This window comes from Streptomyces sp. DG2A-72, from assembly GCF_030499575.1.
In the GTDB taxonomy this organism is placed as follows: domain Bacteria; phylum Actinomycetota; class Actinomycetes; order Streptomycetales; family Streptomycetaceae; genus Streptomyces.
In genome coordinates this window covers 3,706,543-3,726,027 of sequence record NZ_JASTLC010000001.1, presented here as the reverse complement: position 1 = coordinate 3,726,027, position 19,485 = coordinate 3,706,543, and the positions used below count along the sequence as shown (strand labels likewise).

Sequence of the window (19,485 nt, the reverse complement as noted above, 5' to 3'; positions counted from 1 at the left end):
CATCGTCACTGTTCACGGTATGCATGCGCGGCCACTCTGGGTGACGTGATCCAGGAAACCGCCGAACCCGCCACTCCCGTCCGTAACTTCAGCGTGCAGTTGTCCTCCACGCCACGCGGGGCCCGCCTCGCCCGCCTGCTCGCCACCGAGCAACTGCGCGCCTGGGGCCTGCCGTTGGACCCGGCACGCCAGATCGTGGCCGAACTCGCGACCAACGCGGCAACCCACGGTCGGGTCCAGGGCCGCGACTTCCGACTCCTGCTCTACGTCGTGGGCGACACCCTCCGCATCGAGGTCACGGATACACGTGGTGACCGCATGCCATGCACCCAACTTCCCGCTCCCGAGGCCGAGTCAGGGCGTGGACTGCTCCTCGTGGACGCGCTCGCCGACCGCTGGGGCTGCGCACCGGGACCGCCCCCGCGCAAGACCGTGTGGGCCGAAGTCGCCCTCCCACCGGACTGCAGGAACCCGTGCTCCGGTGCCACGGGCGGCCTTTCCCAAGAACCACGAGGGTGAAAGAACCCGACCAAACCCCACCCCTCCCTCCGGCCCACGAAGCAAACTCACCCAAGCGGGTGAACATCACCAACTCGGCTGGATTCGGGAGCCGTTGCCTGCCTTACGCTCGGCGCAACACAACCGCAGACATGCGACGGCCCCCGCCGGGACGGCAATCCCAGTGCGAGGGCCTGACCACCGAGGAAGATCGGACCTTCCTGATGGATACGCAAGACCCTAGCGTGCCCTCGCACGCCCAGTCCCGCCTTGCCGCCAACAACACCCGAACCGGCGGCGGCTTGGTCCACGACAACACCCGCCACACCACCCGCTTCACGGTGATCGGCAACCACCTCGCCCAGCACCCGGAGCTGTCAGGTCTCGCGATCGGCCTGGCCGTCTACGTCCAGTCCCTCCCCGCAGGCGCCCGTGTCGACATCAAGACCCTCGCCGCCCGCTTCCCCGAAGGCGCGACCCGTATCGCCGCCGCCCTGCGTGAGCTGGAGGCTCACGGCTACCTGCGCCGCGAACGTGAACGCATCCCCGGCGGTCGGATCGTCACCCGCACAGTCTCGTGCAACCAGCCCGGCCACCGCCGTACCGACCACGGTCCCGTACGGCCGACGCCCGCGTCCCCGGAGAAGCGAGCACGCGCACCCCGCAAGCCCCTCCCCGCCGTACCGCAGCCGTCCTGCCCAGCCCCCACCCTCGTCCAGACGGCCGTCGACCTCCTCTCCGACCTCCGCCGCCACGACCCCCGCCTCCTCCTCTCGGCCTGCGACACCGCTCACCTCGCCCCCGGCGTCGCCGCCTGGCTGGAACGCGACGTCACCCCCACCGCCGTACGCCACGCCCTGACCACCGACCTGCCACCCGAACCCTTGTGTCGCCCGGCCGCCCCCTCCTGGCCCACCGCCTCACCACACAACTGCCCTCACCACCCCGTTCGCGCCACCGCCGACCGTCCGCCACCCGCTCCAGACCTGCGACGGCTGCGACCGCGCCTTCCGCTCACCCACCCAAGGACTCTGCCGTGACTGCCGCACTCCCCTTGCCACTGCCGCCTGAGCCCGTTCCGTCCTGTTCCCCGCCCGCCGGGCGGATACTCTGGCCGGGGCACCCTCCGGAGGACACCATGAGCACTCAGGCCGACCACGGAAACGAACTGATCCCTCGTCCCGAGCTGACTCCTGATGCCCTGCGTGCAGCCCTTGCCGTCATTGCTCCAGGGCGCCTGGACGAGATGCAGGCCATGAAGGACGAGGCCTTCGCCAAGGCAGTCGAGTGGCAGTCTCTGAGCCCTGTCCAGAGCTGGGTCCTGATCTGGGCCAAGGAGATCGAGATCGCCCGTCGGCCGGACCTGTCCACTCGCTACGCCCAGGCGCAGAGCAATCTGGAACACGAGGATCCGGCCATCGCCTGGGAAGCACTTCGCGAGCTGAGCGCCGTTGTGGACGAGGCGATGAAGGCAGTTCGCGAGTGAGTTGGAAATGGGAGTACACCTTCGGAGCCGAAGAGGCCGCCCGTTCCCTTCCGTCAGCCTTCCTGGCCGCTGTCGAGCACGCGGCCGACGAACTGGTCAGGGCAGCTGAGGCTCTTCATGTCCACGGCCGAGCCCATGAGGGCCTCGACCCGAGGGGGGCCACATCATCGTCTCCGGCGGCTGGTTCATGTATCAGGTCGTCGTGCGCAGCGAGCGGGTCTACGTCGTCCAGATCACATACCCGGGCTTCTGAACCAGCCGAAGCGCTCCGTCCACCTCGACGATCCCCGTGCCCTGCGTGCCTACGCCCATCCGACCCGGATGAAGCTGGTCGGGCTGCTACGGGTCGAGGGCCCGTTCACGGCGACCCGCGCCGCGGAACTCACCGGCGAGTCCGTCGCCAGTTGCTCTTACCACCTGCGCATGCTCGCCAAGTACGGCCTGGTTGAGGAAGCCGAGGGCGGCCAGGGTCGGGAGAAGCCCTGGCGGGCCACGGCCCGCTACACCGACTGGCGGCACGTCGACAGCGAGGCGGCGGAGGCTCTCAGTGCGGCCGTGGCAGAGCGGTACTTCGAGCTGATGACGCATGCGATCGAGAGCCGGCGGCTGCTACCGCGCGAGTGGCGCGAGGCGGAGCAGTTCGGCGACGACATCGTCTACCTGACCGCGGCCGAACTCGCCGAGTTGGGGGAGCGGTTCTCGGCGCTGCTGGAGTCCTACGGCGCGCGGATCGACGACCCTGCACAGCGCCCGGCCGGGGCGGAACCGGTGAACGTGCTGCGCATCGCGTTCCGCATCCGCCGGGGAGAGACGGCGTCATGAACCACCACCCGGACATCCACCACTACATCCACGCCGCTCGCGCCGCCGATCCGCGTGCACAGGCCCGCGCCTGGGAGCTGCGCCGGACCGTCGGCTCCGACCGTTCGGACCAGAGCGTCATGCCTGCCAGGGCCCGCCTCGGGTGGCTGCTGATCGAGGTCGGCCTGCGGCTCGTACGCCCGCCGACGTTGCCGCGCCCGGCAAAGGGCTGACGGTCCCAACTCCCACTACACGCCCGCCCGCAAAACTCCCGCCCCCATCAACGATGGGGAAGACTCGGACCGCCCGACACACGTTCTGCGCTCAGAGGTGGGTACCACTCCCGCCCGCCTCGGCCTCATACAACGCATGCGCCGCCCGCAGCACCACATCGTCCCGGTGCCGCGCCCCCACGATCTGCATCCCGATCGGCAGCCCCTCCGCGTCCGTCCCCACCGGCACCGTCGCCGCCGGCTGCTGGGTCATGTTGAACGGGTAGGTGAACGGCGTCCACCCCGTCCACCGCCGGTGCCCCGACCCCTTCGGTACCTCGGCGCCCGCCTCGAACGCGGTGATCGGCAGGGTCGGCGTGACCAGCAGGTCGTACGACTCGTGGAACTGCCCCATCCGGCGCCCGAGTTCCATGCGGACGTCGACCGCGGCCAGATAGTCCAGCGCGCTGTAGCGGGAGCCGAGCGCGCAGATCTCCCGGAGTCCCGGATCGAGCAACTCCCGCTGGTGCGGCCCGAAGTGCTGGGTCACCCGGGCCGCGCCGCTGAACCACAGGGTGTGGAAGGCGTCCACCGGGTCGGTGAAGTCGGGGTCGGTCTCCTCGACGTATGCGCCGAGCCCGGCCAGGCGTTCCACGGCCCGCCGTACGGCCGCGGCGACCGCGGGACGGACCGCCACCTGACCGCCCAGCACGGGCGAATACGCGACCCGCAGCCCGCGGACGCCGCCCGCGAGGGCCTGGACGAAGGAGGCCGTCGGTGCGAGCGCGGACCAGTCCCGGGCGTCAGGACCGCCGATCACGTCCATCAGCAGCGCCGCGTCCGCCGCGTCCCGCGTCATCGGCCCGACGTGCGCCAGCGTCCCGAAGGCGCTCGCCGGATACAGCGCCACCCGCCCGTACGTCGGCTTCAGCGCGAAGATCCCGCAGAAGGCGGCCGGGATACGGACACTGCCGCCGCCGTCCGTGCCGAGGGACAACGGCCCCGCGCCCAGCGCCACGGCAGCTGCGCTTCCGCCGCTCGAACCGCCCGCGGTGCGTGAGGTGTCGTGCGGATTGCGGGTCACCCCGGACAGGGGTGAGTCCGTGACGCCCTTCCAGCCGAACTCGGGCGTCGTGGTCTTCCCGAGGAACACGGCACCGTGCTCGCGCAGCCGGGCGACGGAGGGGGCGTCCTCGTCCCAACGGCCGTTCGGGTCAATGGCCTTGGAGCCCTTGAGCGTCGGCCCGCCCCGCATCAGCAGGATGTCCTTCACCGTCACCGGCACGCCGTCCACCAGCCCGGCCGGCTCCCCGCGCCGCCATCGTTCCGCCGACGCGGCGGCCAGCGCGAGCGCGTCCTCGGGGTCGAGGCGTACGAACGCGTTGACGACCGGCTGCATCTGCTCGGCCCGCTCCAGGGCCGCGCGGGTCGCCTCGACGGGGCTGAATTCGCCCTTGCGGTAGCCGTTGACGAGTTGTACGGCGGTCAGCTCGGTGAGCTCCGACATGCAGCACCCTCCAGGGACGTCAGCGTCCGGGCACGTACCCGCGCTTCTTGTCGACCACGTTCAGCAGTGATCTGCCCGCCTCCCAGCGTTCGTACAACTCCAAGAACTGCCGGCCGAGTTCGTCCCGCCAGCCGATCGTGTCGCCGCTCATGTGCGGGGACACGATCAGGCCGGGCAACTGCCACAACGGGCTGTCGGGGGTGAGGGGCTCGTGCTCGAAGACATCCAGGGCGGCGCCCGCGATCCACCGCTTCGACAGCGCCTCGGCGAGCGCGTCCTCGACGACCAGCTGGCCGCGGCCCACGTTGATGAAGCGGGCGGAGGGCTGCATCATGCCGAAGCGGCGGGCGTCGAACATGCCGTGCGTCTGCTCGGTGAGCGGCGCGGCGGCGATCACCCAGTCGGCGCGGGCCATCAGCCGGTCGAGGTCTTCGGGACCGTGGACGCCGGTGCGCGGGGTGCGCCCGACGAGCGCCGTCGTCACCTCGAGGGCCTTGAGGGTACGGGCGATCGTCCGCCCGATCGGGCCCGTGCCGACGACGCACGCGCGCGTGCCCGCGACCCGCTGCGACTCGCGGTGGCGCCACTCCCGGGCGCGCTGGAGTTCCCACGTCCGCGGCAGATCCTTGGCCATCGCGAGGACGAGCGCGGCGACGTACTCGGCGATGGGCTGGTCGAAGACGCCGCGCGCATTGGTCACCACCGTGTCGGAGTCGGCCAGCTCCGGGCACATCAGATGGTCCACACCCGCGCTCGCCGTGTGCACCCAGCCCGGGCGCGGTCCCTCGCCCGGCCAGGCCTCGCGCACGGCGTGCGAGGTGAAGTCCCAGACCAGGAGCACATCGGCGTGCGGGAGGCGCTCGGCGAGGGTCGAGGGGTCCGCGTGTTCGATGCGCGCGCGGCCGGTGAGGCGGCCGAGGCGGGGCGGCGGCTCGGCGTCGAGGACGAGGAGGGTGGGGGCGGACGGGGGTGAGGTCATTCGGGGGCCGTTTCTCGGCGATTTCTCGGCGATGACAGTCGTCTGACGTGGGCGGTGATGCGGCGGTAACGACACGTTGACCTGCGGGCGACATGCGAGGATTGACCACGCTCGCACCCGAACCTACCGTCGTCAACATGGGCGTGCGTAAGGCCGCTGCCCTCTTGTTTCTCATGTGAGGCCGGTGCCTGCCATGGACGTCTCCTTTCTGGGCGGACCGCGCCCTCAGCGCGGTGTCGGTGTAGTGGCCCCCTTCGACTTCGCGCTGGACCGCGAGCTGTGGCGCTGGGTGCCCGACGAAATCTCCCTCCACCTCACGCGCACGCCGTTCGTGCCCGTCGAGGTCAGCCTCGACCTGGCCCGGCTGGTCAGCGAGCACGAGACGCTCGGCGACGCCGTGCGCACCCTGAACGCCGTCACACCCGAGGTCGTCGCCTACGCCTGCACCTCCGGCAGCTTCGTCGGCGGCATCGCGGGCGAACGCGCGATGTGCGAGGCGATGACCCGCGAGGGCGCGGTGCCGTCCCTCACGACGTCCGGCGCCCTGCTGGAGGCGCTGGCCTCGCTGGGCGCGCGAAGGGTGGCGCTGGTGACGCCGTACACGGTGTCGGTGACCCGCTCGCTGGAGGAGTACGTGGCGGAGGCGGGCGTCACGGTCACGGGCTGCGCGTTCATGGGCCTGACACGGCACATCTGGAAGGTGCCGTACCGGAACGTGGCGGACATGGCCCGGCAGGCGGTGCGCCGGGGCGGGGCGGACGCCCTGTTCATCAGCTGCACCAACCTCCCCACGTACGACGTGATCCCCCAACTGGAGGCGGAACTGCGCCTGCCGGTCCTGTCGGCCAACCAGGTGACGATGTGGGCGGCACTGCGCCGACTGGGTACCCGAGCGGTGGGGCCGTATCAGCGGCTGGTCGATCCGGCCGCGCGTATCGGCCCCGTAGTGCCGGAGGGTTCCGGCCCCGTACTGCCGGAGGAAGAGCAGCAGCAGGAAGGGTGGACATGACAGCACTCGGATTCCTCTACCCAGGCCACTCCGCCGAGGACGACTATCCACGCATCGAGCAGCTCCTGGGCAGCGACATCCGGCTCGACGTGATCCACACGGACATCGGCGAGGACGCCCACCGCGTCGACGCGCTGCTCCGGATGGGCTCGGCGGAGCGACTCGCGGCGGGCGTCGAGGCCCTCCGCCTGACCGGCGCCGAGGCGGTGGTGTGGGCCTGCACCAGCGGCAGCTTCGTCTACGGCTGGGAGGGCGCCCACGACCAGGTCCGCACCCTCGCGCTCGCGGCCGGCATGCCCGCATCCTCGACGTCCTTCGCCTTCGTGCACGCGTTGCGGGAGCTGGACGTGCGGCGGGTCGCCGTCGGCGCGACGTATCCATCGGACGTGGCGGACCTGTTCGCGGAGTTCCTGCGGGCCGGCGGCGCGGAGGTGCTCTCCGTCCGCGGCTCCGGCATCATCACGGCGGCCGAGGTCGGCACGTGGGGCGAGGACGAGGTCCTGACGCTGGCCCGCGAGGCGGACCACACGGACGCGGAGGCGGTCCTCCTCCCGGACACCGCCCTCCACACCGCCTCCCACCTCCCGACCCTGGAGAAGGAACTGGGCAAGCCGGTCCTCACCGCGAATCAGGTCACGGTCTGGGAGGCCCTGAGGCTGACGGACCGGCGGGTGAACGCGCCGACGCTGGGGTCTCTGTTCACGCGGGAACCGATCGTGCAGGTATGAGCCCACTCTCGCCCCCGCCGCCCCTACCCGTCCCATCTTGAAGTGGGCTCCGCCCCTTCGACCCCGCGGAGGGGCTGGTTTTTCAGCCCGTCCGGCGTTTGAGGACGAGGCCGTTCAGGCCGAAGCGGGGGTCTGGGGGCGGCAGCCCCCAGGGATGGGACGGGTAGGGGCGGCGGGGGCGAAAAACGTCCTCGGGAATAAACGGAGACAGCCTCCTGTTCACCCCGGCGCGGACAGCGCACGGCACCAACACAGGAGGCTTCACCGTGACGGCAGACGAGATCCGGGGCGCAGCGCAGGGCACGGCCCCCACCCCCCTCTCCGTACTGGACCTGGTGACCGTCGGCGCGGGCCACACCGCCACCGACGCCCTCCGCACCAGCGTCGAGCTGTCCCGCCTCGCGGAGTCCCGCGGCTTCCACCGCTACTGGGTCGCCGAGCACCACTCCATGCCGGGCGTGGCCTCCTCGTCGCCCGCCGTGATCCTCGCCCACCTCGCCGCCCACACCAGCCGCATCCGCCTCGGCTCGGGCGGTGTGATGCTCCCGAACCACGCCCCGCTCGTCATCGCGGAGCAGTTCGGCACGCTGGAGGCGATGGCCCCGGGCCGCGTCGACCTGGGCCTCGGCCGAGCCCCCGGTACGGACGGCGCCACCGCGGCAGCCCTCCGCCGCACGGACCACCTCAACGAGGGCGCCGACGACTTCCCCCAGCAGCTCGCCGAGCTGGTCCGCTTCCTGGACGACGACTTCCCCGACGGCCACCCCTACCGCCGTATCCACGCCGTCCCCGGCCCGGTCCAGGCGACCAGCCCCGGCGGCGTCCAGTCCCCGCACCGCCCCCCGGTCTGGCTGCTCGGCTCCTCCGGCTTCAGCGCCCGTCTCGCCGCCGCCCTCGGCCTGCCCTTCGCCTTCGCGCACCACTTCTCCGCGCAGAACACGATCCCGGCCCTCGACATCTACCGCGAGTCCTTCCAGCCGTCGGCGAACCTGGACAAGCCGTACGCCCTCATCGGCGTCTCCGCGCTCGCCACCGACGACGAGAAGGAGGCCCGCCGCCAGGTCATGGCCGGGGCCCTGAACATGATCCGTCTGCGCACCGGACGTCCCGGCCTCGTGCCCACCCCCGAGGAAGCCGAGGCCTACGAATTCAGCCCCATGGAGCGGGAGTTCATCGGCTCCTGGAACTCCAACATCATCTACGGCACCGCCGACGAGGTCCGCTCCGGCCTCGACGACCTCCAAAAGCGCACCGGCGCCGACGAGTTGATGCTCACCTCGCACGCCCACGACGGAGCCCTCCGCGTCCGCAGCTACGAACTCATCGCGGACGCCTACGGGTTGCCGACCGCCGCCTGAACCTCCGGCGGGCCCAGCAGCTCGGAGATACGATCCGGCGGCACCGGACGGGAGTACAGCCACCCCTGCCCGGTGTCGCAGCCGATGTGCCTCAGCCGAGTGGCCTGCGCCGACGTCTCCACGCACTCCGCCGTGACGGTCAGCCCCAGCCGGTGGGCGAGCTGGATCATCGCCTCGACGATGACCTCGTCCGCCGGGTTGGGCGCGACGGCCTTGTCGTCGGAGCCGTCGTACTGGAAGCCCCGTACGAACGACCCGTCGAGCTTCAGCACCGACACCGGCAGCCGGCTGAGGTAGGCCAGGTTCGAGTAGCCGGTGCCGAAGTCGTCGATCGCGATGCCCACGCCCATCTCGCTGAGGGCCTGGAGCGCTTGGAGGGGGCGGCCCGCCGAGCCCATCACCGCGGACTCGGTGAGTTCGAGCTGGAGCAGATGCGGTGCCAGGCCCGTCTCCGCCAGCGTCTCGGCCACGTCCGCCACCAGGTCGGAGTCCCAGACCTGGCGGACCGCCACATTGACGCTGACGAACAGCGGGGGCTCGTCCGGGTGCTCCACCTGCCAGCGCCGCGCCTGCCGGCAGGCGGTGGCAAGCACCCAGCGGCCCAGCGGAACGATCGAACCGTCCTCCTCCGCCAATCCGATGAACCGATTCGGCGTCAGTACGCCGAACTGTGGATGGTTCCATCTGACCAACGCCTCGACCCCGCGCAGCCGTCCGTCCTCCATGCCCACCAACGGCTGGTATTCGAGGGTGAATTCACCGCGCTCGATGGCCGGACGGAGGGTGGAGGCAAGTGCTTGGCGGGTCATGCGGTGGGCGTTGCGCTCCGGGTCGAACAGCGTCCAGCGGTCCTTGCCGTCGGCCTTCGCCCAGTACAGCGTGGTGTCGGCGGCCTGCATGAGACCGGTCGCCGTGGTCCCGGCAGCCCGGCGTTCGACGACACCGATCGACGCCGAGACCGACAGCCGCTGGCCGGACAGGTCGAAGGGTGCCTGCAGGGCCCGCAGCACCGACTCGGCCAGATCGGCGAGTTGCTCGGTACCGGTCGAGTCCTCGACCAGCAGGGCGAACTCGTCCCCGCCGAGCCGCGCCACCAGCGGCGCGCTCGCTCTGGCGTAACCGGCCTCGTCCGCACAGCGATTGAGGCGTTCCGCCACGGCGGCCAGCAGCCGGTCGCCGACCCGGTGGCCGAGCGTGTCGTTGACCGCCTTGAAGCCGTCGAGATCCAGGTAGCACAGCCCGATCCGTCCGGTGCCGCCCTCGGCGTACGCATCCGCCTCCAGCGCGGACGACAGACGCTCGAAGAACAGCGTGCGGTTGGGCAGCTTGGTCACCGGGTCGTGCATCTGCAAGTGCCGCAGCCGCGCCTGGAGTTCACGCCGGGCACTGATGTCGGAGACGGACAGCAGCACCGCCTCGGCCCGGTCCGGCAGCGGCCCGACCGTGACCTGCACCCACACCGCGTGCCCGTCGGGATGCTTGATACGACGCGTACAGCGCAGCCGCGCCTGCCGGCCGCGCAGCACCTCGCGATACGCGTGCCAGGTACGGGCGTCGGACGCCAGGTCCACCAGATCGGCGGCCAGTCGGCCGGCCAACACCCCTGGCTGCGCGCCGAGCAGAGCGCCGAGCGCTTCGTTGGCGCTGACGACCAGGCCCTCGCGGTCGACCACGGCCATCGCGAGCGGGGCGGCGGAGAACGCGGAACGGAAGTCGACTGGTGGGGTCAGAGCGTCCGGGGTGGTACCGGACGACAACATTTCATCACTCTCTGTGACGGCAGGTTGGATGAGATCTGCCGTGGGCGCCGGCCCTTCGGACGTTCCGCTCACCGCTCGCTCCCGCAGTGCACTCGATCTTCGGATGGGTCTCGTCGGGATGGCCGTCCGGGGAGGAAGGCCTCCGGGCCGTGTCCGGGCTGGAAAGTGTGCCGATCATAGAGGCTGGCCCCGGGCCCTTCCAGCCACAGTCCAGTGTCCCCGACGCACCGGCCTTTCTGGCAGATCGTTTCTGCCCGCACATGGGCGGGTTCTTCGGGCCCCCGACCGCATGTGACGTTCCGTGAGCGATTCGGGGGTGTCGGCTTCGGCTGTTGCCACTGGTCCTCTCTTCTGACGGTCTCTCGGGTATCTCACTCATCTGGTCCAGACAAACAGGACGTAGTACGACAATCTCCCACAGGCTGGATGCGGTGTCCCGCGAACCGCACCCGGAGGTCCCCGTGCCACGTAAGCTCTCCCTCACCGGACTCACCCATGGGGTCCGCCGAGGGTTCGGCTGGGCGGCGGCGCGGCCCCGACTGCGCAGTACGGCCGCGGTGTTCACCACGATGTCCGCGCTCGCCGCGACATCCCTGATCACGGGCCCCTCGGTCGCCGAGCCCTTCTCGCCGGCCTCGTGCGCCCTGCACCGCACCGACGCCCATCACTCGGAGGGCGTCGACACCTGGAACGCCGCCTATCCGCGCCCGGCCCGCCGACTTGACGCGGTGATGGTGTTCCTGTCCTTCCCGGACTCCACTCCGCTGACCACCCCCGCCGAGCTGACCGCCGACCACTTCCCGGTCACCAGCCGCTTCTTCGAACGCTCCTCCTACGGCCGCTTCACCCTGCGCCCGCACCCGCTCCGGCACTGGATCCGGATGCCGCACTCGTCGATGTCGTACGCCATACAGCGCGACTGGAATTCCGCGCACCGGGCGGCGTTCCTGCGCGACGCCATGCGGGTGGCCGACCCGCACGTCGACTTCTCCCGCTACGACATCGTGTACTTCGTCGCCGATCCGCACGCTCCCGGCGTCGACTCCGACGCGACGAAGGTCGTCAACCTGGAGACCCCGCTGCGTGCCGACGGCACGGATCTGCGCCGGGTCGTCACGGTCTTCGAACAGCACCCGCCGGACCGGCTGGTCCTGGCCCATGAGACCGGGCATGTCTTCGACCTGCCGGACCTGTACCACCGGCCGACGGACGACGAGGGCGACTGGGACACGTACGTCGGTGACTGGGACCTGATGGGCAGCCAATTCGGCCTGGCACCCGACCTGTTCGGCTGGCACAAGTGGAAGCTGGGCTGGCTGGACGGCCGTCAGGTGAGATGCGTGCAGGGCAGTGGGCCCACCCGGCTGACCCTGGAGCCGCTCGCGGCGGGCCCGGACGACCCGGCGACCGGCGCCGCGGGCGCCCCGTCCTTCGGCCTCGGCCACGGCACCAAGGTGGCCATCCTCCGCACCGGCGCCGACACGGCCCTCGCCTTCGAGGCACGCGGTCCCGTCGGCAACGACGCGACGGCCTGCCGCCAGGGCATCCTCGTCTACCGCGTCCGCAGCGGCGAGGCATCCGGCGGCGGCCCGATCCAGGTCATCGACGCCCACCCCCGCACCGAGGCCTGCTGGGCGAACTCGGTTTACCCACCCCTCGCGGACGCTCCGGTCGCCCTCGGCGAGACCTTCACGGTGCCGGGCGAAGGGGTCCGGGTGGAGGTGGAGGGGCGGACGGCGGCGGGGGCGTGGACGGTGAAGATCACGGGCGCGTGATCCCTCCGGCCAGGGCGCACGCAAAAGGCCCCCCACCTGAGTGGGAGGCCTTCCGGTCGGTGCGCCGCCAGGGACTCGAACCCCGGACCCGCTGATTAAGAGTCAGCTGCTCTAACCAACTGAGCTAGCGGCGCCTGCTGACGTCGTAGACCTTAGCATCCTGATCGGCGGGAGGAAAAATCGATATCCGTACGGTGGTCCGGGCCGCCCGCACGGCCGCCCACAGCAGGATTTCCGGCCCCGGCAGCCAGGGACGACGGGTGTCGGGGGCGACGAGCCAGCGGGAGTGGAGGCCGACCGCGCCGAGGGGTGCGGGGAGGGTCACGGCGTCACCATTGCCGTGACAGAGCAGTGGCGGGATTCCACCGGTACGGCCGGCGCACTCCTCCCATTCCAGCAGCGACGGCAGCCGCTGTGCCGTACCCGGCTCGGCGAACAGCAGCATCCGCCCCCGGAACGCCGCGACCGGCCCGGACCCCGGCCCCTCGTTCCACAACCGGTCCAGCATCTGGCGCCCGAAGATCGCGGGCACGCTCACGACATCGAAGGCAGTACCGCACGGCAGCACGACCGGCGCGTCCGGCCGCTCCTCCCACAGCGCGAGAGCGCTCCGCGGGTACGCACCGGCCGACGCCAGCCACGCGGCACCGTCCGCGGTGACACCGGATACGTCGAATCGATCGGACAACGTCTCATGGCGGGTGCTGCGGCTCATACCGTCCAGATCTACCGCCGGTGAGCAGGCAGTCCCGGAGGGTTGCCGGAAACGGAGACAGGGAGCAACGGGAGGGAGTACCTTGCCCGCCTGGCATATGCCGCCGCGCCAAGCCGGGGGTCGCCCTCCCGCCAAGCTGCGGGCATGCGTACCGCCTGGGGCGGCACGGGTGGGCGCGCAGGCGGCACCCCGTCAGCGCCGGGCCGCGCGACCCATCCCGCCCCCGCCAACGTTCACGTCACTCACACCGGATCCGCAGTTCCCTGCCCATCCCCGGCGACCCCTCGCAAAAGGTCCCGCCCGAACTCGACCATCTTCTTCGCGTAGTCCTCGGTCCACTCGGCCCGCTCAGCGATATCCGCGGCCGTCAGCCGATCAAACCGCCGAGGATCCGCCAACTGCGCAGCCGCGATCGCCTGAAACTCCACCGCACGATCCGTCGCCGCCCGAAACGCCTGCGTCAGCTCCGTCGCCCGCGCCAGCAACGCGCGTGGATCCTCGATCGACTCCAGATCGAAGAAGTGCTCCGGATCGTCTGCCACCTGCGCGGGCTCGAAGAGCAGGGGCGCGGGGCGTAGCCGCGGTTCGTTCCGACGCGGCGTGGGCTCCGCCATGTCTGTCTCCTCCTCGTACGTCATTGACGACCGGCCTGTGGAGAGGGCCACCGTCCATTGTCTCGCGCCTCCGCAAGTGGGCCTGCGGCACATGGCACCGGCACAGGCATCACGGCCGCCACGCCACCCGCCGCTCGGCCAGATGCGCCAGCACCGCGTGGTTCGCCTCCCAGCCGTCGGGGGCTGTATTCATTGGCCGCCTCCGGCGGCGTGCCGGACTCCGTCCGGTGGTGGGGCGTCGTCGTCTGCGGTGCTTGCTGGTGCACTGCCCGGGAGCTGGTCACGGCCGCCACGCCACCCGTCGCTCGGCCAGATGCGCCAGCACCGCGTGGTTCGCCTCCCAGCCGTCGGGGAACTTCACGACAGTCCCCAGCTGCACCGGCTCGGTCGACGGATACTCGTCCAGCAGGTCACTCACCCCGGCCCGGCAGACCACGATGCACGCGTGCCGGTGGCGGGAGGTGAGGACGCAGAGCCGTCCGGTCTCCAGATGGAACGCGGTCGCGTCGGGACGCCCGGACAGGGGATGGAGGATCACCGTCACGTCGTACTCCCGCCCCTGGAGCCGGTTTGCCGTGTCCACGGTGACATCGGCGACACCCAGCTCGCCCAGCGCCGCCCGTATCGCCGCCGCCTGGTCCCGGTGTGCCGTGCCGACCGCGATCCGGTCGGCGGTCAGGGGTGCCGGTCCGTCCGACCGCTCCGACGTGGCCGCACCGCCCCGGTCCAGCAGTCGCCGTACGACCGTCGCCACGGCCCGCACCGCCTCCGGATCGGTGCGCGGAGTGCGCCGGGCGGGCAGCTCCAGCAGGCCCCAGCCCGATGCGGCCGCCTCGTCGATCACCCGGTCGGGGCCGGAGCCGTCCGAGGGGACCGCGAAGCTCAGCCGCCGGTCGCCGTGGTCCGTGCCGCTGCGGAACGGCGTGTACGGGTAGAAGGCGTCCGACACCAGGGGCGCCGCGGACGCCGGGAGCCGCCAGGAGACCGGGAGGCGGTGCTGCGGCAGCTCGGGGTTGTGCGCGAGCAGGGTGGTCACGGCGGAGCCCGACGGGTCGTACGACAGGCCCGCCCACTGCTCGCTGCCCACGATCGAGAACGGGTCCAGCTGCCCGGGGTCGCCCACGAACAGCGCCCGCTCGAACAGCCCGGCCACGGCGAGCAGCGCGTCCGAGCGCATCTGGTACGCCTCGTCGACGATCGCGTGCCGCCATGGCTCGTCGACCTTGACGTGCGCCCACTTGGCGCCCGTCGAGATCACGACCGGGAGGCCGGTCAGGTCGGCGGCCTTCGCGGACTTCCGTACCTGCGGCAGGTCGTCCAGCGCCTTGTCGTACGGGTCGGTGTCGCTGCTGTGCAGCCGGCCGACCGGCAGCTCGGGGTTCTTCTCGGCGAGTCTCAGCACCAGGTCGTCGACCTGGGCGTTCGTCTGCGCGACGACCATCAACGGGCGCCCGGCATCGGCGAGTTCCAGTGCCGCACGGACGACGAGCGTGGACTTGCCGGCGCCGGGAGGGGAGTCGACGACGACGCCCCGGTGGGTGCCGTGCAGGGTGTCGGCGAGGATTGCGTCGGTGGCGCGGGCGGCCTCCGCACCCGGGTCGAAAGCGGCCTGGGCCGTCACAGCACGTCCTCCGCGGTCATCGGGTCGGCCTCGGGGAGGACCGCCTCGCCCGGCGGCCCGCCATGGGTCCACGGGGTCTGCTCGGGGTCGGGCAGCTTGGCGCCGCCCCGCTGTTCGTGCTCGAAGAGCGTGAAGCAGACCGCGTCGCCCTTGTCCGGCACCGAACCTTCCTCCGGCACCTTGCCGCGGCCCATCTTGTCGAGGATCCGCAGCACGATCAGATCGTCCCCCGCGCGCTCGACGAACTCCGTCGCCTGCGGCTTCCCGCCCAGCGACCGGTAGACCTTCACCCGCTCACCGAGATGCGGCCGGTCGTCGGTGCGGACCGTGATCAGCGGGCGCGGGCTGGGGCGCTTGCTCTCGCTGTACGCCATGACGACATCCGTGACCTCGCCCGCGAACGCCTCTCCGGACAGCCGCCGCCCGGCCATCACCAGCGGGTCGTCGAGCGCCTCCTGGGCCTCCAGACGGGCCTGTTCCCGTTCGCGCGCGGCGAGCTTGTTGGCCGCGGTGACCGCGTCGTCGCGGCGCGGCTGCGGGGGCTCGCCGGCCACGATCCGGTCGCGGTGGGCGGTGAAGGACCAGCGGTCGCGCGTCCACCGCTCCTCGATGTGTGCGCCGGCGGGCAGGGCTCGCAGCAGGTCGAGGCCCTGCCAGACCTTCTGCCAGGTGGGCAGCGTACGGCTCAGCACCAGGTCGCGGATCTCCCGCTCGGCAGCGGTGAGTTCACCGAGCCGGTCGTCCGCCTCCAGACCGTCCTCGGCGGCGGCGAGGGCGGTGCGCGCACGGTCGTAGCGCTCGATGGCGGGCGCGAGCAGCTTGTTGTCGAACGCCGGGTCGGTGGCCGGACCGGCGGGCGGGCACAGCAGCTGGCCCTGCCGGTCCCGCGCCAGCTCGGCCCGCAGCGCGGCCTCGGCTCCCGACTCGTCCTCCGGAGGGTCGATCCACGCGAGCAGCGCGCCGAGGTGCTGGTCCTCGAGGCTGGACTGGCCGGTCGCCCAGTGCCGGGCCAGCACGTCCGTCATGGCCAGCAGCAGGGAGGAGCCGGGCACGCGGGCCCGCTCCCCGAAGTGGGTCAGCCACCGGCCGAGCAGCGGGACCCGGGGCGGTGCGGGGTACGGGGTCTCCGGGTCCTGTTCCGCCGTGCGCCGAAAGCGCATGGAGCGTCCCAGCAGTCGTACGAAATCGACGCCCGTGCGGCTCGGGACGATCAACTGCGGGGCGTCCGCGCACAGTTCGACCTCGACCTTGACCCGCTTGCCGGTCTCGGGGTCCGTCTCGGAGCGCTCGGCGGCCTCGACCGCCTCGGCGTACCCGTCGACATACGGCAGCACGACATCCGCCAGCTCCGCCAGGAACGCGAACCTGAGGTCACGGTCGCGCGGCTGCGGTACGACCAGCAGGCGCGGCACGTCCCGGTCGGTGCCCACCAGCGCGCCGAGCGGGGCGCCGGCCTCACCGGCCGTGGTGAGCGGCACGAAGACCAGGGGGTGATCGGACAGATGCCGGTGCCGGACCGTGGCGGCGGGCCGGGCGTGACCGGTGGCGACGGCTTCGAGGCGGGCGAGGGTGGAGATCAGCGACACGGGGCGGCCTCCCCCACGCGCCGGTCGAGCGCCTCCGCCCGCAGCTCCGCCGCCCGGCGCAGCGCCGCCACCGCCGGGTCGTCCGGGTCGCCGGCCTCGCCGCGGGCCGCCGCGAGCACGTCCCCGACCGTCGTCAGACCGCCCAGCTCGGCCCGTACCGAACGGCCGAGGGAGGTCACCGCGCCGGCCGCGCGGGAGCGGTCACGGCAGTGGAAGGCCAGCTCGCAGGCGGACAGGCACTCGGGCGCGTAGGTCGCCGGAACCGACTCGACGGCCGCGGTCAGTTCGGCGGCGGGCAGCTCGGGGGAGAAGCAGGTGTTCTCGGGGAGCGCGTCGGCGATGTCCTGGATGCGGGTCAGCCGGGCCAGCTGGCGGCCGGTCACCGCGCGCTGCTTGCGTACGTCGACGGCGGACGCCGTGGGCAGGTTGGAGAAGTCCTTCGGGCAGACCAGCAGCACCCGATGGCGTACGCGCGGGGCAGGGGTGAGGCGGACCGCGACCTGCTCCAGTGCCAGTACGTACACCGCGGCCTGGCGGGCTGCCGCGCCCACCTTCGCCGGGTCCGCCGAGCCGTCCAGCATCGGGAAGGACTTGATCTCTACGACCGTCCAGCTGCCGTCCGGGTGCACGACCACCGCGTCCGGCTCCAGGAAGGCGGGCGACCCCGCGACGTCGAGGGCGAGCATCGGATGGTCGAGCAGCGTCCAGTCACCGGCCTCGACGGCCTCGCGCAGCGCCAGCGCCGTACGCGCGGACCGCCCCTCGGGGCCGATCGCGGACAGGTCGGGCACGTGCGCGCGTGCGGGCGGTTCGGCGCCTCGGTCCAGCTTCTCGTGCACCAGCCGCAGCAGCTCCGCACCACCGTCGGCCTTGACCTTCGCCTCGAACGCGTTGCCCCGGACGAACGCGAACTGCGACTGCCCGAAGGCCGACGGGGCACCCAGCGCGCTCGCCAGCGCCGCCTTGTTCACCCCGGCGCCGTCGAGGATCGCGCGCCGCTTGCAGCCGGGGTTGGCGGCGAGTGCGGCCAGGGCACGGGCGTCCAGTGCCTTGGCCGGTACGTCGGGGCCGCGCAGCTCAGCGAGCCGGTGCCGGAGTGCTGTCCCCCGCGTCCTGGGGGGCGGCACTCGGCTCGGCTCCGGATCCGAACCGGGACTCGCGCTGCCGTGGAATTCGCTCACCCGTGGAAGTCTGGCATCCGCCACTGACAATTGAGGCCGGTGCGTCGGCAGTGCCCGCTGTGCCGGGCACGACCCGCGCCACCAGCCGGGTCCGGGCCAGGTCGGCGACCCGCAGCACATACGGCGTCAGCAGGAACCCGGCGCCCATCACGGCCGCACCCGCGACCGCGTCGAGGAAGTAGTGGTTCGCGGTGCCCATCACCACGATCGTCGTCACCAGCGGGTAGACGACGGCGGCGACCTTGGTCAGGCGCGTCCCTCCGTACCGCCAGAGGATCACGCCGCACCACAGCGCCCAGCCACAGTGCAGACTCGGCATCGCCGCGTACTGGTTGGTCAGGCCGCCCAGCCCCTTCGGCGCGCTCGCGTCGCCGCCCCACCAGCCGTACGAGCTGTACTGCGCCATCGTGTCGATGAAGCCGTGGCCCGCGTCGAGCAGACGGGGCGGGCAGGTCGGCATCAGCGTGAAGCCGATCAGGCCGATGAAGGTGGACGTCATCAGCCACGTGCGAGCCGCTCGGTAGTGCCGGGAACGGGACCGGAAGAGCCAGATCAGGATCGCGGGCGTTATGGCGTAGTGCAGCGACGCGTACCAGAAGTCGGCCGGGACGCCGATCCAGGGCTCGCGGGTGAACAGGCGGTTGAGCGGATGCTCCGCGTTGAGGTGGAGGACCTGCTCGATCTTCAGGATCGCCAGGCCGTGGTCGACGGCCTTGGAGACATCGCCCCCGACGAGCAGCCGGCCCGCGGAGTAGCAGGCGTACACCAGGAGGATCAGCGGCAGTTCGGTCCACCAGCGCGACCGGGTACGAGGGGTTGCCTCGGTGCCCAGTGTCTCGGCGTGCGGCATCCGATCGCCCTCCCCCTTCTCGTCGCGCGGCCCCCGGCGCTCCGGACGTGCCACTTTACGGTGTATGTGCGAGCCGCCGAGGGGCGCCCCCGGCCCTGATAGACGCAGAGATCGCCCGGCGGGTTGCCCCTGTGTGCCATAGGCGATGATGCAGGGGTCCGACTCGATTCCTCATGGAATCCCTCTGGAAAGGTCTTCCATGGCACCGCGCATCCTGCTGGCCCGGCACGGACAGACGGCGTGGTCGCTGTCCGGCAAACACACCGGCAGGACCGACGTCCCTCTGCTGGAGGAGGGCCGCCGCGGCGCCAAGCTGCTCGGCGAACGGCTGCACCGGGCACCGTACGACGGTCTCCCCGGCGTCGAGGTGCGCACCAGCCCACTGGCACGCGCGCGTGAGACATGCGAACTGGCCGGGTTCGGGGAACGCGCGCGTGCCTGGGACGTGCTCATGGAGTGGGACTACGGCGCGTACGAGGGCATGACGCCCGACGAGATCCAGTCCGGCCGGCCCGGCTGGCTGATCTGGCGCGACGGGGTGCCTGAGGGGGAGACCCTCACCGAGGTGACGGCCCGTGCGGACGAGGTCGTCGCCTGGGCGCGGGCGGCGGACCGGGATGTGCTGGTCTTCGCCCACGGGCACATCCTGCGGTCCATCGGCGCGCGATGGCTGGGCCTGCCGCTCGATTTCGCGGCCCGGATACGGCTCAATCCCACGTCGCTGTCGGTGCTCGGGTGGGCGTACGGCGAGCCGGCGATCGAGAGCTGGAACGACCTGGGGCACCTGGGCGGGTAGGGCCTACGG

Annotated in this window: 18 protein-coding genes, 1 tRNA gene and 1 pseudogene; 10 read left to right on the top strand and 10 right to left on the bottom strand. The window is 71.7% G+C overall.

The features are described 5' to 3' along the window. Nucleotides 1–45 precede the first annotated feature (45 nt). From QQY66_RS17585 to QQY66_RS17565, 5 genes and pseudogenes are all read left to right on the top strand, one after another. Nucleotides 46–519: an ATP-binding protein gene (locus QQY66_RS17585; protein ID WP_301981306.1), complete on the top strand. Its 474-nt coding sequence runs from the start codon at nt 46–48 to the stop codon at nt 517–519. Between the two features lie 203 nt (nt 520–722). Further along, nucleotides 723–1,569 (top strand): annotated as a pseudogene (locus QQY66_RS17580) (helix-turn-helix domain-containing protein). A 67-nt stretch (nt 1,570–1,636) separates the two neighbouring features. Next, nucleotides 1,637–1,984, top strand: a complete 348-nt coding sequence (locus tag QQY66_RS17575) for a hypothetical protein (RefSeq protein WP_301981305.1) — start codon at nt 1,637–1,639, stop codon at nt 1,982–1,984. 237 nt (nt 1,985–2,221) lie between these two features. After that, nucleotides 2,222–2,806 carry a winged helix-turn-helix domain-containing protein gene (locus QQY66_RS17570; protein ID WP_367667083.1) on the top strand — a complete coding sequence of 195 codons (585 nt, stop codon included), beginning with the start codon at nt 2,222–2,224 and terminating at the stop codon, nt 2,804–2,806. Then, on the top strand, nt 2,803–3,018 hold the full coding sequence (locus QQY66_RS17565) for a hypothetical protein (protein WP_301981304.1): 216 nt from the start codon (nt 2,803–2,805) through the stop codon (nt 3,016–3,018). Before QQY66_RS17570 ends, QQY66_RS17565 begins: the two co-directional genes overlap by 4 nt. Before the next feature lie 91 nt (nt 3,019–3,109). Here QQY66_RS17565 and QQY66_RS17560 read toward each other — a convergent pair whose 3' ends face one another. Both QQY66_RS17560 and QQY66_RS17555 read right to left on the bottom strand, forming a co-directional pair. Then, complete coding sequence (locus QQY66_RS17560; protein WP_301981302.1) at nt 3,110–4,504, bottom strand: amidase; 1,395 nt, start codon at nt 4,502–4,504, stop codon at nt 3,110–3,112. Between the two features lie 19 nt (nt 4,505–4,523). Continuing rightward, entirely contained in the window at nt 4,524–5,483 is a 960-nt protein-coding gene (locus tag QQY66_RS17555) for a D-2-hydroxyacid dehydrogenase (protein ID WP_301981300.1), read from the bottom strand. 193 nt (nt 5,484–5,676) lie between these two features. Between QQY66_RS17555 and QQY66_RS17550 the strand changes: the two genes are divergently transcribed. The 3 genes from QQY66_RS17550 to QQY66_RS17540 all read left to right on the top strand — a co-directional run bounded on the left by QQY66_RS17550 (nt 5,677) and on the right by QQY66_RS17540 (nt 8,578). Continuing rightward, nucleotides 5,677–6,492, top strand: coding sequence for an aspartate/glutamate racemase family protein (locus QQY66_RS17550; RefSeq protein WP_301981299.1), 816 nt, complete (start codon nt 5,677–5,679; stop codon nt 6,490–6,492). Beyond that, complete coding sequence (locus QQY66_RS17545; protein ID WP_301981298.1) at nt 6,489–7,220, top strand: decarboxylase; 732 nt, start codon at nt 6,489–6,491, stop codon at nt 7,218–7,220. Before QQY66_RS17550 ends, QQY66_RS17545 begins: the two co-directional genes overlap by 4 nt. 266 nt (nt 7,221–7,486) lie before the next feature. After that, on the top strand, nt 7,487–8,578 hold the full coding sequence (locus QQY66_RS17540) for an LLM class flavin-dependent oxidoreductase (protein WP_301981297.1): 1,092 nt from the start codon (nt 7,487–7,489) through the stop codon (nt 8,576–8,578). Here the strand turns inward: QQY66_RS17540 and QQY66_RS17535 are convergent. Next, nucleotides 8,554–10,410 (bottom strand): bifunctional diguanylate cyclase/phosphodiesterase, encoded by a 1,857-nt coding sequence (locus QQY66_RS17535; protein WP_301981296.1) that lies wholly within the window; start codon nt 10,408–10,410, stop codon nt 8,554–8,556. The two genes, QQY66_RS17540 and QQY66_RS17535, sit on opposite strands and share 25 nt — an antisense overlap. Nucleotides 10,411–10,907: 497 nt before the next feature. Between QQY66_RS17535 and QQY66_RS17530 the strand changes: the two genes are divergently transcribed. Beyond that, complete coding sequence (locus QQY66_RS17530; protein WP_301987363.1) at nt 10,908–12,113, top strand: M6 family metalloprotease domain-containing protein; 1,206 nt, start codon at nt 10,908–10,910, stop codon at nt 12,111–12,113. A 60-nt stretch (nt 12,114–12,173) separates the two neighbouring features. Here QQY66_RS17530 and QQY66_RS17525 read toward each other — a convergent pair. The 7 genes from QQY66_RS17525 to QQY66_RS17495 form a co-directional block, all read right to left on the bottom strand. Then, a tRNA-Lys gene (locus QQY66_RS17525) sits at nt 12,174–12,247 on the bottom strand. Further along, nucleotides 12,238–12,828: a bifunctional DNA primase/polymerase gene (locus tag QQY66_RS17520; RefSeq protein ID WP_301981295.1), complete on the bottom strand. Its 591-nt coding sequence runs from the start codon at nt 12,826–12,828 to the stop codon at nt 12,238–12,240. Before QQY66_RS17520 ends, QQY66_RS17525 begins: the two co-directional genes overlap by 10 nt. A 242-nt stretch (nt 12,829–13,070) precedes the next feature. Further along, nucleotides 13,071–13,442 (bottom strand): hypothetical protein, encoded by a 372-nt coding sequence (locus QQY66_RS17515; RefSeq protein WP_301981294.1) that lies wholly within the window; start codon nt 13,440–13,442, stop codon nt 13,071–13,073. Between the two features lie 280 nt (nt 13,443–13,722). Continuing rightward, nucleotides 13,723–15,063 (bottom strand): AAA domain-containing protein, encoded by a 1,341-nt coding sequence (locus QQY66_RS17510; protein WP_301981293.1) that lies wholly within the window; start codon nt 15,061–15,063, stop codon nt 13,723–13,725. Next, the gene (locus QQY66_RS17505; RefSeq protein WP_301981292.1) at nt 15,060–16,649 is read right to left on the bottom strand and encodes a hypothetical protein; all 1,590 of its coding nucleotides are present in this window, start codon (nt 16,647–16,649) and stop codon (nt 15,060–15,062) included. Before QQY66_RS17505 ends, QQY66_RS17510 begins: the two co-directional genes overlap by 4 nt. After that, entirely contained in the window at nt 16,640–17,776 is a 1,137-nt protein-coding gene (locus tag QQY66_RS17500) for a hypothetical protein (RefSeq protein ID WP_301981291.1), read from the bottom strand. The genes QQY66_RS17505 and QQY66_RS17500 overlap by 10 nt, the downstream gene beginning before the upstream one ends. After that, nucleotides 17,727–18,680 (bottom strand): phosphatase PAP2 family protein, encoded by a 954-nt coding sequence (locus tag QQY66_RS17495; RefSeq protein WP_301987360.1) that lies wholly within the window; start codon nt 18,678–18,680, stop codon nt 17,727–17,729. Before QQY66_RS17495 ends, QQY66_RS17500 begins: the two co-directional genes overlap by 50 nt. Nucleotides 18,681–18,879: 199 nt before the next feature. Here QQY66_RS17495 and QQY66_RS17490 point away from each other — a divergent pair, with 199 nt between their 5' ends. Next, nucleotides 18,880–19,476, top strand: a complete 597-nt coding sequence (locus QQY66_RS17490) for a histidine phosphatase family protein (RefSeq protein WP_301981290.1) — start codon at nt 18,880–18,882, stop codon at nt 19,474–19,476. Nucleotides 19,477–19,485: the final 9 nt, after the last annotated feature.